Source organism: Ideonella flava (assembly GCF_051857595.1).
GTDB lineage: Bacteria > Pseudomonadota > Gammaproteobacteria > Burkholderiales > Burkholderiaceae_C > Ideonella.
This window is the reverse complement of sequence record NZ_JBPZHD010000002.1, coordinates 93,493-107,869: the sequence shown is the minus strand read 5'-3', so window position 1 is coordinate 107,869 and position 14,377 is coordinate 93,493. Positions and strand designations below refer to the sequence as shown.

The 14,377-nt window shown below is 71.0% G+C and carries 13 protein-coding genes; 11 read left to right on the top strand and 2 right to left on the bottom strand.

The window, feature by feature from the left end; translation table 11 throughout:
- Window positions 1–168 precede the first annotated feature (168 nt).
- The 7 genes from ACS5PM_RS04320 (at window position 169) to ACS5PM_RS04290 (ending at window position 6,558) form a co-directional block, all read left to right on the top strand.
- Window positions 169–1,440 carry a DNA polymerase Y family protein gene (locus ACS5PM_RS04320; protein WP_439385831.1) on the top strand — a complete coding sequence of 424 codons (1,272 nt, stop codon included), beginning with the start codon at window positions 169–171 and terminating at the stop codon, window positions 1,438–1,440.
- 114 nt (window positions 1,441–1,554) lie between these two features.
- Window positions 1,555–2,478 (top strand): DUF3034 family protein, encoded by a 924-nt coding sequence (locus ACS5PM_RS04315; protein ID WP_439385829.1) that lies wholly within the window; start codon window positions 1,555–1,557, stop codon window positions 2,476–2,478.
- 8 nt (window positions 2,479–2,486) lie between these two features.
- Window positions 2,487–2,927 carry a group I truncated hemoglobin gene (locus tag ACS5PM_RS04310; RefSeq protein ID WP_439385827.1) on the top strand — a complete coding sequence of 147 codons (441 nt, stop codon included), beginning with the start codon at window positions 2,487–2,489 and terminating at the stop codon, window positions 2,925–2,927.
- A 15-nt stretch (window positions 2,928–2,942) separates the two neighbouring features.
- A complete protein-coding gene (locus tag ACS5PM_RS04305; RefSeq protein ID WP_439385825.1) occupies window positions 2,943–3,662 on the top strand; it encodes a cupredoxin domain-containing protein in 720 nt (239 codons plus the stop codon).
- 104 nt (window positions 3,663–3,766) lie between these two features.
- Window positions 3,767–4,270, top strand: coding sequence for a hemerythrin domain-containing protein (locus ACS5PM_RS04300; protein ID WP_439385823.1), 504 nt, complete (start codon window positions 3,767–3,769; stop codon window positions 4,268–4,270).
- 105 nt (window positions 4,271–4,375) lie between these two features.
- Window positions 4,376–5,332, top strand: coding sequence for a LysR substrate-binding domain-containing protein (locus tag ACS5PM_RS04295; protein WP_439385821.1), 957 nt, complete (start codon window positions 4,376–4,378; stop codon window positions 5,330–5,332).
- 77 nt (window positions 5,333–5,409) lie between these two features.
- A complete protein-coding gene (locus ACS5PM_RS04290) occupies window positions 5,410–6,558 on the top strand; it encodes an alpha-hydroxy acid oxidase (protein ID WP_439385819.1) in 1,149 nt (382 codons plus the stop codon).
- Window positions 6,559–6,588: 30 nt separating this feature from the next.
- Here ACS5PM_RS04290 and ACS5PM_RS04285 read toward each other — a convergent pair whose 3' ends face one another.
- Together ACS5PM_RS04285 and ACS5PM_RS04280 are read right to left on the bottom strand one after the other, a co-directional pair.
- On the bottom strand, window positions 6,589–9,453 hold the full coding sequence (locus tag ACS5PM_RS04285; RefSeq protein ID WP_439385817.1) for a ligand-binding sensor domain-containing diguanylate cyclase: 2,865 nt from the start codon (window positions 9,451–9,453) through the stop codon (window positions 6,589–6,591).
- Window positions 9,454–9,587: 134 nt separating this feature from the next.
- Entirely contained in the window at window positions 9,588–10,394 is an 807-nt protein-coding gene (locus ACS5PM_RS04280) for an IclR family transcriptional regulator (protein WP_439385814.1), read from the bottom strand.
- A 163-nt stretch (window positions 10,395–10,557) separates the two neighbouring features.
- Here ACS5PM_RS04280 and ACS5PM_RS04275 point away from each other — a divergent pair, with 163 nt between their 5' ends.
- From ACS5PM_RS04275 to ACS5PM_RS04260, 4 genes are read left to right on the top strand one after another with little or no spacing between them, the layout of a single operon-like run.
- The gene (locus ACS5PM_RS04275; protein WP_439385812.1) at window positions 10,558–11,514 is read left to right on the top strand and encodes an MBL fold metallo-hydrolase; all 957 of its coding nucleotides are present in this window, start codon (window positions 10,558–10,560) and stop codon (window positions 11,512–11,514) included.
- 4 nt (window positions 11,515–11,518) lie between these two features.
- Window positions 11,519–13,168, top strand: coding sequence for an FAD-dependent oxidoreductase (locus tag ACS5PM_RS04270; protein WP_439385810.1), 1,650 nt, complete (start codon window positions 11,519–11,521; stop codon window positions 13,166–13,168).
- A 13-nt stretch (window positions 13,169–13,181) separates the two neighbouring features.
- Window positions 13,182–13,376: a DUF2783 domain-containing protein gene (locus ACS5PM_RS04265; RefSeq protein ID WP_439385808.1), complete on the top strand. Its 195-nt coding sequence runs from the start codon at window positions 13,182–13,184 to the stop codon at window positions 13,374–13,376.
- A gap of 19 nt (window positions 13,377–13,395) precedes the next feature.
- Window positions 13,396–14,373 (top strand): Bug family tripartite tricarboxylate transporter substrate binding protein, encoded by a 978-nt coding sequence (locus tag ACS5PM_RS04260; protein WP_439385806.1) that lies wholly within the window; start codon window positions 13,396–13,398, stop codon window positions 14,371–14,373.
- Window positions 14,374–14,377 lie beyond the last annotated feature (4 nt).

Genomic DNA, 14,377 nt, shown 5'->3' with positions numbered 1-14,377 from the left:
GAGCTCGTCGAAGCCTCCTTGCGCGAGGCCCTTCGACAGGCTCAGGGCGAACGGGGGGTGGGATGGCTCCAACCTCCATCCCGTTCGGGCTGAGCCTGTCGAAGCCCAGCCTGCCCACTGGCACAAGCGCCATCAGGCACTGATAATCCATACAGGTCTGCCGCCTGTATGCCCCCGCCCCGACGTCTCATCGCCCACCTCGACATGGACGCTTTCTACGCGTCCGTCGAGCTGCTGCGCTACCCCGATCTGCGGGGCAAGCCGGTGGTGGTGGGTGGTGGTCGGCGCCACCAGCCCGAAGTGCTGCCCGACGGCACCCGGCGCTACTCGCTGCTGAAGGATTACGCCGGCCGCGGGGTCATCACCACCTCCACCTACGAGGCCCGAGCCATGGGCGTGTTCTCCGCCATGGGCACGATGAAGGCCGCCGCGCTCGCGCCCAACGCGGTGCTGCTGCCGGTGGATTTCGAGCAGTACCGCCTGTACTCGCGCCGGTTCAAGGCGGCCGTGGCCGAGCTGGCCCCGGTGATCGAGGACCGCGGCATAGACGAGATCTACATCGACCTGACGAACGTCCCCGGCGCCCAGGAGCCGGTGGGGCACGACCCCCTCGGCGGCGTGCGGGCCCTGGCGCTGGAGATCAAGAACAACGTCAAGCGCGCCACCGGCGGCCTGACCTGCTCGATAGGGGTCACGCCCAACAAGCTGCTGTCCAAGCTGGCCTCCGAGCTGGAGAAGCCCGACGGCCTCACCGTGCTGACGATGGACGATGTGCCGACCCGCATCTGGCCCCTGGCCGCCCGCAAGGTGAACGGCATCGGGCCCAAGGCGGCGGCCCGGATGGCCGAGCTCGGCATCCAGACCGTGGGCGACCTGGCCCGTTGTGAACGCCCCTGGCTCATAGAGCACTTCGGCCGCAGCTACGGAGCCTGGCTGAACGACGCCGCCTGGGGCCGCGACGACAGGCCGCTGGTCACCGATGGCGAGCCGGTCTCGATGAGCCACGAGACCACCTTCGACCGCGACCTGCACGCCGTGCGCGACAAGGCCCAGCTCGGTACCATCTTCACCCAGCTGTGCGAAGAGCTCGCCGCCGGCCTGCAGCGCAAGGGCTACCTCAGCCAGACCATTGGCATCAAGCTGCGCTTCGACGATTTCAAGATCGCCACCCGCGACCTGACGCTGCCCGAGCCCACGTCCGATGCACTGGCCATCCGACGCGCGGCCGGCGAGTGCCTCAAGCGGGTCGACCTGACTCGCCGCCTGCGCCTGCTGGGCGTGCGCGGAGGCAAGCTGATGACGCCGGGCGAGTGGCAGGCCCGGCAGGCACAGGCGCGGGCTCGTGCCGGGGCGGCTCCGAAACGCACCACGGCGGCGGCAACCACCGCCGAGGAGCCGCCGGCCGCCTACAACCTGCCGCTCTTCGACGGCGAGGCGTGAACAAACGCACGGCAGCCCGCGGCGCGGCGGCGAAAGGGCGCGCCGCGCCGCCGCGGCGTGCATCCAATGCCGCAGCTGCCCCGTAGCTGGAGCACCGACACTCCGCCCGATCGCATGCCGCCACGCCACGCCCGCTTCTACGCCGCCCTGCTGATGGGCCTCGGACTCGCCGCCCACGCGGCCGAGGACCCCGCGCCACCGCTCACCCACGGCCAGGGCAAGCTGCTGCTGACGGGCGGCGTCAGCTCGATAGACGGCGCAGCCGGCGGCGGCCTCACGCCCTGGGCGGTGACGGCCAGCTACGCCACCGCCCACCAGTTCGGCGCCACGGCCTTCGCCACCCGCACCACCACCCAGGCCTACGCGATGAACGCCTATGGGGCCGCGGCAGGCGTGGACGACCGCTTCGAGGTCTCGCTCGCCCACCAGGATTTCGACACCGGCCCCACCGGCCCGGCGCTCGGCCTGCCGGGCCTGCACCTCAAGCAGGACATCATCGGCTTCAAGTGGCACTTCGTGGGCGAAGCCGTGCTCGACAGCGACACCTGGCTGCCGCAGCTGGCCGTCGGCCTGGAGCAAAAGCACGTCGATGCCGGCGGCCTGGCGCCAACGCTGAAGGCGCTGGGCGCCGACACCAGCGGCACCGACCTCTACTTGAGCGCCACCAAGCTGTTCCTCGCGCCAGGCGTGCTGGTCAACGGCACCCTGCGCCTGACCCGCGCCAACCAGAACGGCCTGCTCGGCTTCGGCGGCACGGCCCACGACGGCTACTCGCTGCAACCCGAGGTCTCGCTGGCCTGGCTGCTGCGCAAGGACCTGGCCCTCGGCATCGAGTACCGCGCCAAGCCCGACAACCTGAACCCTTCGCCGCTCGGCGCGGGCCTGAAGGAGGACGACTGGGCCGACCTCTTCATCGCCTGGGCGCCCTGCAAGGCCTTCTCGCTGACCGCCGCCTACGTCGACCTCGGCCACATCGTGCCGGCGGTCGTGCCCCGCCGCCAGACAGGCGCCTACCTTTCCGCCCAGCTGGCGTTCTGAGGTCTGCCATGAAGATGCCATCCCTGCTCGCCCGTCTGCTGTCCGCCGCGATCTGCGCCCTCGCCCTGTCCACCCCCGGCTTCGCCGCCGACGACAGCCTCTACCGCCAGCTCGGCGCCCGGCCCGGCCTGGAAGCGCTGATGGAAGACTTCATGCAGCGCCTGCTGGCCGACCCGCGCATGAACCCCTTCTTCAAGGAAGCCGACCAGGCGCACATCCGGGCCGAGCTGGTGCTGCAGATCTGCGAGGTGTCCGGCGGCCCTTGCCGGCGCGAAGGCCCGGACATGAAACGCGTGCACGAAGGCGTGGACATCGACCGCGCCGCCTTCAATGCGCTGGTCGAGGTGCTCCAGCAGTCGATGGATGCGCGGGGCATCCCCTTCGGCACGCAGAACCGCCTCCTGGCGCTGCTGGCGCCCATGCACCGCGAGATCATCAACGTCCCCTGAGTCCGAGCCACCACGATGAAGACCCACCTGACGACCTCCTTCGCCGCACTCGTCCTGGCCGCTTCGGCCTCCTCAGCTTCCGTCGCGGGCACGCTGGACATCACCGTCACCGACCGAGATGGCCAACCCGCCGCCGACGTCGTCGTGCTGCTGCAAGTGCCCAACCAGCCCTCGCCCAAGCCCGCCGCAGCACCTGTCGTCATCGCGCAAGAGAACCTGCGCTTCGTGCCCTTCCTCACCGTCGTGCCGGTGGGCAGCACGCTGCGTTTCGTGAACCAGGACGGCTACGACCACCACGTGCGCTCCATGCCCAGCGGGCCTCTGGGGAGCATGCCGGCGGTGGAGTACTTCGAGCTGCGGCTGGACGCGGCCAAGACCGCCCAGCGAAGCAGCAGCTACGACGATGAATACAAGACCGCCGCGGCTCCATCCAAGAAGTCCGGCACCACCACGGCCGAGGTCAAGCTGAACCACGCCGGGCCGATCGGCCTGGGCTGCCACATCCACGGCTCGATGCGCGGCCAGGTCTACGTGAGCGCGACCCCCTGGTTCGCCAAGACCGACGCCAAGGGCATCGCCCACCTCGAGGGCGTGCCCGAGGGTGCCGCCGAAGTCACCCTGTGGCATCCGGACCAGTTGCAGGAGCAGTCGCCGGTGAAGGTGCAGGTCGACGCCGGCCCGTCCACCAAGGCCGCCGGCCAGCTCAACTTCACGCCCAGGCGCCGGCGGGTGTGAGCCGCTCGACTTGATCTGGCGCAAGCCGGCCGCAGAAGGGGCGCAGCCCGCGCGAAGCGCCCTTCAAGATCGCGCCAGAACCCGAGTTGCCCCACGAGATACCCATGCTGACCTGGTCCGACGAACTCGTCCTCGATCACCCCGCCATGGATGCGACGCACGAGGAGTTCGTCGCGCTCCTGGCCGCCGCCGAAGCGGCCCTGGCCGAATCCCCGCCCGTCGCCCTGGCCTCGTATGCCACGCTCATCGAGCACACCCGCGCGCACTTCGGCCAGGAGGACCGCTGGATGGCCGAGTCCGGGTTCGCACGCGAGAACTGCCACAGCTTCCAGCACGCACAAGTGCTGGAGCTGATGCAGGAGGTCGACCGCCTGGCTCGCGAGCTGGGCGATTTCGGCCCGATGCAACGCGTGCTGCCCGAGCTGGGCCATTGGTTTCGCGTCCACGCGCAATCCATGGATGCGGCGCTGGCTTCGCATCTCGACCAGATCGGCCACGACCCCGCCACCGGTCACATCGCCCGCCCGCCGGCCGCGCGGCCCATCACCGGCTGCGGCGGCAAGAGTTGCTCGGCGGCGCCGCAGCCGGGCGAGACGGAAACGGCCTGAAAAAAATGGGCCCCTACGCCGCCTTCGGCGTCGGTCCCCCAAGGGGATCAGCTGCCTAGGGGCGGCCCGGCGGCGGCTGAGCCGAGCCGGCGCTAGAGTGCGGCCGTGACCGCACCCTTGCCGCCCGACCTTCGCCTGCCCTCGCTCGACGCCCTGCGCGCCTTCGAGGCCGCGGCGCGCCTGGGCACCTTCGAGCGAGCGGCCGACGAGCTCTCGCTGACGGCCAGCGCGGTGGGCAAGCGCATAGGCGCGCTGGAGGAGCTGCTGGGTGCCGCCCTGTTCCAGCGCGGCGCCAAGGCGCTCACGCTGTCGGCCGCCGGCAAGGAGTACCTCGGCTCCGTGCGCGCCGCCCTGGCGCTGCTGGGCGCCGTCCCGCTCCACCAACGCACGGCCCAGCGGCGCGAGCGCCTGCGCATCAGCGCCCCGCCGACCTTCGCGCGGCAGGTCCTGGTACCGGCCCTGCCGAGCTTCACGCAGGCGCATCCCGAGATCGAGCTGGAGGTCGTGCTCTCCGTCCCCTTCCTCGACCTCGCCGGCGCCGAAGCCGAGCTGCAGGTCCGCCACGGAGCCATCGGCTCCTTCGGACCCGAGATCACGCCGCTGTCGCTGGACCACCTCCTGCCGCTGGCCAGCCCGGCCCTGTTGGCCGTCGATCCGCCGCGCACTCCCGCCGACCTCGCCCGCCTTCCGCTTCTGCGCACGCCCGTCGAACCCTGGCTGCCCTGGTTCCGCGCGATGGAGCTGGATTGGGCCGAGCCGGACACGGGCCCGCGCCTGGTCGACCTGGGCCTGACGCTCGAGGCCGCCCGGTGCGGCCAGGGCGTCGCGCTGGCCCGGCCCGCGCTGGCGCGGCAGATGCTGGCTTCGGGCGAGCTGGTGCCCGCGCTCGGAGTCGGCCGGACGCCGCTGGTGCCGGCGACGACGGCCTACCACTTGCTGCCCGCCGAGCCGATCTCGCCGGGCGCCTCCGCCTTCGCGACATGGTTGCGCGCCGCAGGCCACCAGGCCGCGGCCGAAGGGCTCGCCCTCGTCGCACCGGAAACGGGTTCCGCCTTCGCCTGAATTTCTTTCCGCCCGGCCGGACAGGGGCGCCGCTAGCATCCGGGCCAGTCGCGAAGAACCAGCACGGAGACAACCGGATGAGCGTGATCACCAACATCGAGGACCTGCGCCTCATCGCCAAGCGCCGCGTGCCGCGCATGTTCTACGACTACGCCGACTCCGGCTCGTGGACGGAAGGCACCTACCGCGCCAACGAAGCCGACTTCGGCAAGATCCTGCTGCGCCAGCGCGTGGCGGTGAACATGGAAGGCCGCAGCACCGAGACGACCATGGTCGGGCAGAAGGTCGCCATGCCGGTGGCCATCGCGCCCACGGGGCTGACCGGCATGCAGCACGCCGACGGCGAGATCCTCGCCGCCCGCGCGGCCGAGAAGTTCGGCGTGCCCTTCACGCTGTCGACCATGAGCATCTGCTCGATCGAGGACGTCGCCGCCCACACCGCGCAACCCTTCTGGTTCCAGCTCTACGTGATGCGCGACCGCGACTTCATCGAGCGCCTCATCGACCGCGCCAAGGCCGCCAGGTGCTCGGCGCTGATGCTGACGCTGGACCTGCAGATCCTCGGCCAGCGCCACAAGGACCTGAAGAACGGCCTGTCCGCGCCGCCCAAGCCGACCCTCGCCAACCTCATCAACCTCACCACCAAGCCACGTTGGTGCCTCGGCATGCTGGGCACCAAGCGTCGCAGCTTCGGCAACATCGTCGGCCATGCCAAGGGCGTGGGCGACCTGTCTTCGCTGTCGGCCTGGACGGCCGAGCAGTTCGACCCGGCCCTGTCGTGGGCCGACGTCGAGTGGATCAAGAAGCGCTGGGGCGGCAAGCTGATCCTCAAGGGGATCATGGATGCCGAGGACGCGAGGCTCGCCGCCGACAGCGGCGCCGACGCGCTCATCGTCAGCAACCATGGCGGCCGCCAGCTCGACGGCGCGCCGTCATCGATCCAGGCCCTGCCGGCGATTGCCGAGGCGGTGGGCTCGCGCATCGAGGTCTGGATGGACGGCGGCATCCGCTCGGGCCAGGACGTGCTCAAGGCCCGCGCGCTCGGCGCCCGCGGCACCCTCATCGGCCGCGCCTTCCTCTACGGCCTGGGCGCGATGGGCGAGCTGGGGGTGACGAAGGCGCTGGAGATCATCCACCGCGAGCTCGACCTCACCATGGCCTTTTGCGGCCACACGAAGATCGACACGGTGGACCGCGGGATCCTGCTGCCGGGCACCGCGCCTTGAGCTGAGCCACAGGCTTCGAAGCGCGGCACCTCATGCTGGTGCTTCATCCGACTCCTGCGCGTACTCCACCCGGTTCCGCCCGTTGTTCTTCGCCCGATAGAGCGCGCGGTCGGCCATGGCGATGAGCTGGTCGACGTCGGCCTGCATGCCGGGCAGGAGCGTCACCACGCCGAAGGAACAGGTCACGCGGCCCGCCTGGGGCATGGGCTCGGCGGCGATCACCGCATGCACGGCCTGCAGCCGCCGCCCGTCGTCGGGCCGGACCGCATCCATCCCCGGCAGCACGAGCACGAACTCCTCCCCGCCGTACCGACCGACGGCGTCATAGGGGCGCACGGCCCTCGTCAGGCGATTCACGAACTCGCGCAGCACCGCATCCCCCGCCGGATGGCCGAAGGTGTCGTTGATTCGCTTGAAGTGATCGATGTCTGCCAGCAGCAGCGTGAGTGGCGAGCGCTCGCGCCGCGCGCGGCCCACCTCGCGCTCGATGATTTCCATCAACGCACGCCGGTTCCAGGCGCCGGTCAATCCATCGCGCGTGGCTAGTTCGCGCAACTGCTCTCGCGACGCTTCCAGCTCCTGGGTGCGGTGCCGCACCAGGGCCTCCAGCGCCTGCGCGTGGCGGACGACCTGGCGCACCCGCCAGCGGTGCGCGATGAAGCCCAGCACCAGGGCGCCGAAGATCGCCAAGGCGTAAGCCTGCGGCGTGCGCCACCAGGGCGGCTCGATCTCGAAGCCGAAGCCCGTGGCCGGTGAGGCCACACCCAGCTCATGGTCGATCACCCGGGCCTCGAAACGGTAGGCGCCGGGCGGCAGGCCCGTCAGGCGCACGGAGTCCCCCGGCACCGCTGCCCAACGATCGTCGAAGCCGGTCAGCCGGTACTCGATGCGCATCGCATGGCGCCCCCCGTAAACCGGCGCCGCCAGCAGCACTTCGAGCGCATCCTGGGTCCACGGCAGGGCGAGCCCGGGCCTGGCGTCCAGCGGCACGGTGCGCGATCCACTGCGCACCTCCTCGATCGAGACCGTGCCGAGCACCGGCTCGAACAGGGCCTGCGGAGCCAGCATGTGCGAAGCGCCGCGGCTGGTGCCGATCCAGACCGTGCCGTCGGCATCCTCGTACAGCCCGCCGCCCGAGGTATCGCTCCAGACGAGGCCGGCCGCCTGGTCGAGCCAGCGCCAACTCCGCCCGTTGAACACGGCCACGCCGGCATCCGTGGACACCCACCACCAGCCGCGCCGGTCTTCCAGCAGGGCCACCACGCTGCGCCCCTTCAGCACGGCCGGCGTGACATCGACCCGCCGGAACGGGTCTCCCTGGAGCTCGATCCGGTGAAGCCTGTCCTCGCCGTTGGTCACCAGCAGGCCGCCGTCCTGCAGACACGCGATGCGAAAGATGTCGCCGCCTCCCGCCTTGGACAGTTCCAGGCGCCCGGCCCGGTCGCTCACCAGGCCTTCTTCGCTCCCCACCCAAAGGTGGCCGTCGCGCCCCCGGCAGGCGCCGCCGAAAGTGCCCCGGCCCACCACGGCCTCGTCCATCGGCTTCGGCGGTGGGCCCGGGCGGGCGGGGCGCCAGTCGTACAGGCGGTGCAGGCCGATGATGAGCGGCCCCGGCGGCGAATCGGGCAGCAGCCCGTAGATCGTCTCGCCCCTTCCGACCGTGGCATCCACCCGGCCGCGCGCGATCGGCGAGCCGGAGTAGCGAACCACCTGGCCGCCCCAGGTCCCGGCCCAGAGCACCCCTTGCGAATCGACCGCGAGCGCACCGATGTCCACCGCGCCCGAGGCATTCGACGCCAGGAAGCGGAACCTGCGCGCCCGCGGGTCCCACACGGACACGCCCTTGCCGGTACCGACATACAACGGCCGCCCGGCCTCGGACTTCTCGCGCAGGAAGCGCCAAACCACCCCATCAGGCAGGCCGTCGCCCACCGACCAGTTCTCCCACGGGCCGTAGCCCCGCCACTGCAGCAGGCCATTGCCGCCGGATCCCAGCCAGAGGCCGCCCTCGCGGTCGACAAGCAGGGACATCAGCCACCCGTCGAAGCTCAGGCCGGCCGCCGGGCCGAACCGCTCCCAGCGCTGGCCATCCCAGCGCAGCAACGCACTGCGCGCGACGGTGAGGATGCGGTGCTGCGCATCTTCGGCCAGCGCGTAGGAACCGGCCTCGTCCGCCTCGAGGCCGGCATTGACTTGCTGCACGAAGCGTTCGGCACCGGGTGCCATCTGCACCAGGTGGCTGCCACCACGGGCCCACACGGAACCGTCGCCGGCGAGCATCAGCCGATTCCAGAACGAGCTCGGCACGCCACGCGAGGGACCGAAACTTTCCGTGCGTCCGTCGCGGAGCCGGCACAGGGCCTTGGCGCAGCCGAACCACAGGGTCCCGTCCCGCTGCGCCAGCAGGCCGCCGAGATGGCCCGGTCCGGATCGCCCGGCCTCGTCGACGACACGCTCGGCACGCCAGCCCTGGCCATCGGGCAGCGGCGTGACCTTGTGCAAACCGCTCTTGGCGGCCACCCAGAGGGTTCGGTCAGCTCCCGCCGCCAGGCTGCCCAGGCCGAGGACCGCCAACGGCCCGGCGTCCCCCGCAGAGACTTTGACGAGCGTGCCGCGCCGCCACCACCAAAGGCCGGCAGGGGTGCCGATCCACAGCCCGTCAGCCTGCGGGGCCAGCGCATTCACCCACGACAACCCCTGCTCCCCGCCCACGCGCCGGAAGCGACCGCCATCGAAGCGATAGAGACCGTTCTCGGTGCCGGCCCAGAGGAATCCCTCGGCATCCTGGGCCAGCGTGCGGACCGCGAGGTTGTCCAGCCCTTCTGGACGCCCGTACTCGCGCAGCGATGCATGCTCCGCGTGCACCGGGCACGCCATCGCCAGCGTCAATGCCAACGCCAGGATCGGCCACAGGCCCCACCAACGACTGGTCCGCAGTTTCCGCCTCCCCAAACGACCGCTCGGCGATCCAGCTTATCGCATGGGGCCGTCGACCCGAGCCTGGTTTTTGCGGCAGGCCGCCGTGCTGATCAGCCCGCGCGATAGCCGAGCTGCGCCGACACCTCGGCCGCGGCGCGCTTCAGGGCCGCCGCCATCGAGGACGACCAGGCCGAAGGCATGTGGTCCTGGTGGCCCAGCAGGGTGATCACCACGGCCGCCTCGCCGTCGTGGTCGAAGACCGGGGCGCTGAAGGCGTTGACGCCCGGGATGGGCCGGCCCACGGCGCGCGTGCAGCCGTGGCTTGCCAGCTCCTCGTGGGCCGAGGCGAGTTGCGCGACCAGCTCGGCGCGCGGCGGCTTGGCGCCGGCCGCCGGGTCGCCCAGCGCCGCGGCCGTCAACGCCGCGGCCACCCGCTCGCGGCTCATCACGCCTGCGAAGGCGCGGCCGGTGGCCGTGCCGAAGATCGACATCACCGTGCCGGCCCGCATGGCCACGTGCAGCGGCTGGCGCGCGTCGATCATGCGGATCACCGTGGGGCCGAAGTTGCTCCACACCGCCAGCGCCACGGCCTGGCCCGTCTCGGCGGCCAGCGCCTCGGCCACGGGCTCCGCCATCCGCACCGGATCGCACTGGTGCAAGGCCGCCAGGCCCAGCTGCAGCGCCGCGGGCCCCAGCGCGTAGCGGCCGCTCGCACCGTCCTGCTGCACCAGGCCCAGGCGGCCGTAGCTCACCAGGTAGGGGTGGGCTCGCGACGGCGGCAGCCCGGCGCTGGCCGCAAGGTCCTTCAGCGTCATCGGCGAGAGGTGCTCGGCCAGGGCCAGCAGCAGCCGACCACCGACCTCGACCGACTGGATGGCGCGCTGCGCCTTGCCCGCTTCTTCTTCACCGATGTCCATCGGCCCATTCTGGCAAATCAATTTGACAATGACAAACTTATCGCTAGACTGCAAAGCCATTCGTTATTGACAAACTTCAGCCAGGAGACGAAATGAGCACGCAGGGCCGCCCCAAGGGCGAACTCCCCCTCGGGGGGACGGCGCGCAGCGCCAAGGGGGTCAAATGAGCACCAAGGCCTTCGCCAGCCATGCGGATACCGAAGAGAAGAAGGTCACCTTCGAGCGGCTCTCCGAGCACGCCTGGGCCTACACGGCCGAGGGCGACCCGAACACCGGCATCGTGATCGGCGACGACGCGGTGCTGGTGGCCGACACCCAGGCCACGCCGGCCATGGCGGCCGACGTGATCCGCCGCATCCGCGAGGTGACCGACAAGCCCATCAAGTACGTGGTGCTCACGCATTACCACGCCGTGCGGGTGCTCGGCGCCAGCGCCTACCAGCCGCAGCAGATCCTGGCCAGCCAGGACACCTTTGACCTGATCGTCGAGCGCGGCGAGGCCGACAAGGCCAGCGAGATCGGCCGCTTCCCCCGCCTGTTCAGCAACGTCGAGACGGTGCCGCCGGGCCTGACCTGGCCGACCATGACCTTCAGCGGCAAGCTGACCGTGTGGCTGGGCAAGCTCGAGGTCCAGCTGCTGCAGCTCGGCCGCGGCCACACCAAGGGCGACACCGTCGTCTGGCTGCCGCAGGAGCGCACGCTGCTGTCGGGCGACCTGGTCGAGTTCGACGCCACCCCCTACGCCGGCGACGCCTACTTCCAGGACTGGCCGCAGACGCTGGACAACATCGCCGCCCTGAAGCCGCTGGCCCTGGTGCCCGGCCGCGGCCCGGCGCTCAAGGGCGAGGCCCAGGTGCAGCAGGGCCTGGAGGCCACCCGCTCGTTCATCAGCGACGTGTGGACCCAGGTCCAGGCCGGCGTGGCTGCGGGCAAGGACCTGAACGCGGTCTACAAGGCCACCTACGCGGCGCTCAAGCCCAAGTACGGCCACTGGGTGATCTTCGACCACTGCATGCCCTTCGACGTCACGCGCTGCTACGACGAAGCCACGCAGTACCGCGACCCGCGCGTCTGGACGGCCGAGCGCGACCGCCAGATGTGGGAAACGCTGGAAGGCTGAGGCCATGGCGCTGAGCTACGACAGTGACGGCGCCACGATCCAGCGCCACGCCTTCGACTACCGCCGCAGCGCCGACCAGGACGCCGCCAAGCCCGCCCGCCACCCCGTGGTGGTGGTGGGCGCGGGCCCGGTCGGCCTGAGCCTGGCCATAGACCTGGCCCAAAGACTCCAACCCACTGGCCAGCGCGTGCTGCTGCTGGACAACGACCACAAGCTGTCCACCGGCTCGCGGGCGATCTGCTTCTCCAAGCGCGCGCTGGAGATCTGGGATCGCCTCGGCGTGGGCGATGCCATGTGCGCCAAGGGCGTGGAGTGGAACGTCGGCAAGGTCTTCTTCCGCGAGGAGCTGCTTTACCACTTCAACCTGCTGCCCGAACCCGGCCATGAGCGCCCGGCCTTCATCAACCTGCAGCAGTACTACGCCGAGGCCTACCTGGCGGTGCGTGCTGCCGAGTTGCCGAACCTCGAGATCCGCTGGCAGAACAACGTGGTGGCCTGCGACCCGCGCGATGACGGCGTCCTGCTCGGCATAGACACGCCCGAGGGCCGCTACGAGATGGAGGCCGACTACGTGGCCGCCTGCGACGGCTCGCGCTCGCCGATGCGCGCGATGCTCGGCCAGGAAAGCAAGGGCCGCGTCTTCCGCGACCGCTTCCTGATCGCCGACGTGCGCATGCAGGCCGAGTTCCCCGCGGAACGCTGGTTCTGGTTCGACCCACCCTTCCATCCGAATCAAAGCGTGCTGTTGCACCGCCAGCCCGACGGCGTGTGGCGCATCGACTTCCAGCTCGGCTGGGACGCCGACCCCGAGGCCGAGAAGCAGCCCGAGCGCATCAAGCCCCGGGTCGACGCGATGATGCGCGCCGCGCTGGGCCACGAGGTGCCCTTCGAGCTCGAATGGGCCAGCGTCTACACCTTCGCCTGCCTGCGCATGGAGCATTTCGTGCACGGCCGGGTGATCTTCGCCGGCGACGCCGCACACGGGGTTTCGCCCTTCGGTGCGCGCGGCGCCAACTCCGGCGTGCAGGACGCCGAGAACCTCGCCTGGAAGCTGGACCTCGTGCTGCGCGGCGTCGCGCCCCCGGCGCTGCTGGAAACCTACGGTCCCGAGCGCGAGTACGCCGCCGACGAGAACCTCCTGAACTCGACGCGGGCCACCGACTTCATCACGCCCAAGAGCCCGATCTCGCGCCTGTTCCGCGACGCCACGCTGGACCTGGCACGCCACCACCCCTTCGCGCGCCGCATCGTCAACAGCGGGCGCTTGTCGGTGCCGGCCACCTTGCACGAATCAACCCTGAACACACCGGACCGCGAGGCCTTCAAGGGCGCGATGGTGCCTGGCGCGCCGGCCTTCGATGCACCGCTGCCGGATGGCTCCTGGCTGTTGCGCAAGGCGAGCGGCCACGGGTTCATGGCGCTCGTCTTCGGTGGCGATGGCGCGGCCGTCACGGCCGGCGCGGAAGGGCTCGTTCCGGTGCAGCTGATCCACCTGCCGCCCGAAGGCCTGGCCGCCGAGCGCTACGACGCCCGCCCCGGCACGGTGGTGCTGCTGCGGCCCGACCAGCACGTCTGCGCTCGCTGGCGCGCCCCCACCGCAGCAGACGTCGCCGCCGCACTACGGCGCGCGCTGGCCCTGCCCGCAGCGGCCTGAGGAGACCCCAGCCATGAAGCTAGTGACCGAACCCAACCTCGACGCCCCCGACAGTTTCTACGAGGCCCTGATAGACACCCACCGCGACCTGAGCGAAGCGCAGAGCCACGCGCTCAACGCCCGCCTCGTCCTGCTGCTGGCCAACCACATCGGCCAACTGGACGTGCTGAAGCAGGCCCTCGAAGCGGCCCGCGACAGCGGCCGCTGAATCCACCTCCGGAGATCCCATGCCCCTTCGCCACGCGCGCCACTGCGCGCTGGCCGCGCTCGCCCTGAGCCTGGCCGCCTCGCTGCCCATGGCCTCCTACGCCGACGACCGGCCGCTCGAATGGGTGGTGGGCTACGCGGCCGGCGGCGGCAGCGACATCGTCGCCCGCACCGTGGCCGAGCAGATGGCCAGGACGCTCGCCCGGCCCATCGTCGTCAACAACAAGCCCGGCGCCGCGACCAACATCGCCGCCGAGTACGTCGCGAAATCCAGGGACCTCGGCCACGTGATGCTGACGGCGGACTTCGCCACCCTGGCGGCCAATCCGTCGCTGTTCGCGAAGCTGCCCTACGACGCCGAACGCGACTTCGTGCCGGTGGGGCTGCTGGCGCGCTTCCCGCTCATCCTGGTGGTGCCGGAGAAGTCGCCGGTGAAGAACTGGAAGGAGTTCGTCGCCTGGGCCAAGGCCTCGCCCGAGGGCGTCAACTACGCCTCGCCGGGCCTGGGCAGCCCGCACCACCTCGCTACCGAACTGCTGCGCGAGCGCACCGGCCTGAAGCTGACGCACGTGCCCTACCGCGGCGCCGCGCCGGCCGTGCAGGACCTGATCGGCGGCCAGGTGCCGTTTGGCCTCATCGACAGCGCCAGCGTGCAGCAGCACCTGACCAGCGGCAAGCTGCGCGCCCTCGGCGTGGCGAGCGCCCGGCGCCCGGCCACCTTCCCCGACATCCCGACCCTGGCCGAGCAAGGCCTGCCGGGCTTCGAGGCTTACGCCTGGCAAGGCCTGGTGGTGCCGGCCGGCACGCCGCCGGCGCAGGTCGCGCCCCTGGCCCAGGCGCTGCAGGCCGCCCTGAACTCCACGCCGGTGAAGGCCCGCTTCCAGACACTCTCGCTCGAGGCCCTGCCCGGCACGCCGCAGCAGATGGCCGCGTACGCGAAGGCGGAGCGCGAGCGCTGGGGCCAGCTGATCAAGGACAACGGCATCCGGCTGGACTGACGAC

What these genes read in the sequence shown, in the direction of transcription:
- ACS5PM_RS04310 (WP_439385827.1), top strand. Translation starts at nt 2,487, where the DNA reads ATGAAGATGCCATCCCTGCTCGCCCGTCTGCTGTCCGCCGCGATCTGC.
- ACS5PM_RS04315 (WP_439385829.1), top strand. Translation starts at nt 1,555, where the DNA reads ATGCCGCCACGCCACGCCCGCTTCTACGCCGCCCTGCTGATGGGCCTC.
- ACS5PM_RS04300 (WP_439385823.1), top strand. Translation starts at nt 3,767, where the DNA reads ATGCTGACCTGGTCCGACGAACTCGTCCTCGATCACCCCGCCATGGAT.
- ACS5PM_RS04290 (WP_439385819.1), top strand. Translation starts at nt 5,410, where the DNA reads ATGAGCGTGATCACCAACATCGAGGACCTGCGCCTCATCGCCAAGCGC.
- ACS5PM_RS04275 (WP_439385812.1), top strand. Translation starts at nt 10,558, where the DNA reads ATGAGCACCAAGGCCTTCGCCAGCCATGCGGATACCGAAGAGAAGAAG.
- ACS5PM_RS04320 (WP_439385831.1), top strand. Translation starts at nt 169, where the DNA reads ATGCCCCCGCCCCGACGTCTCATCGCCCACCTCGACATGGACGCTTTC.
- ACS5PM_RS04265 (WP_439385808.1), top strand. Translation starts at nt 13,182, where the DNA reads ATGAAGCTAGTGACCGAACCCAACCTCGACGCCCCCGACAGTTTCTAC.
- ACS5PM_RS04280 (WP_439385814.1), bottom strand. Translation starts at nt 10,394, where the DNA reads ATGGACATCGGTGAAGAAGAAGCGGGCAAGGCGCAGCGCGCCATCCAG.
- ACS5PM_RS04260 (WP_439385806.1), top strand. Translation starts at nt 13,396, where the DNA reads ATGCCCCTTCGCCACGCGCGCCACTGCGCGCTGGCCGCGCTCGCCCTG.
- ACS5PM_RS04305 (WP_439385825.1), top strand. Translation starts at nt 2,943, where the DNA reads ATGAAGACCCACCTGACGACCTCCTTCGCCGCACTCGTCCTGGCCGCT.
- ACS5PM_RS04270 (WP_439385810.1), top strand. Translation starts at nt 11,519, where the DNA reads ATGGCGCTGAGCTACGACAGTGACGGCGCCACGATCCAGCGCCACGCC.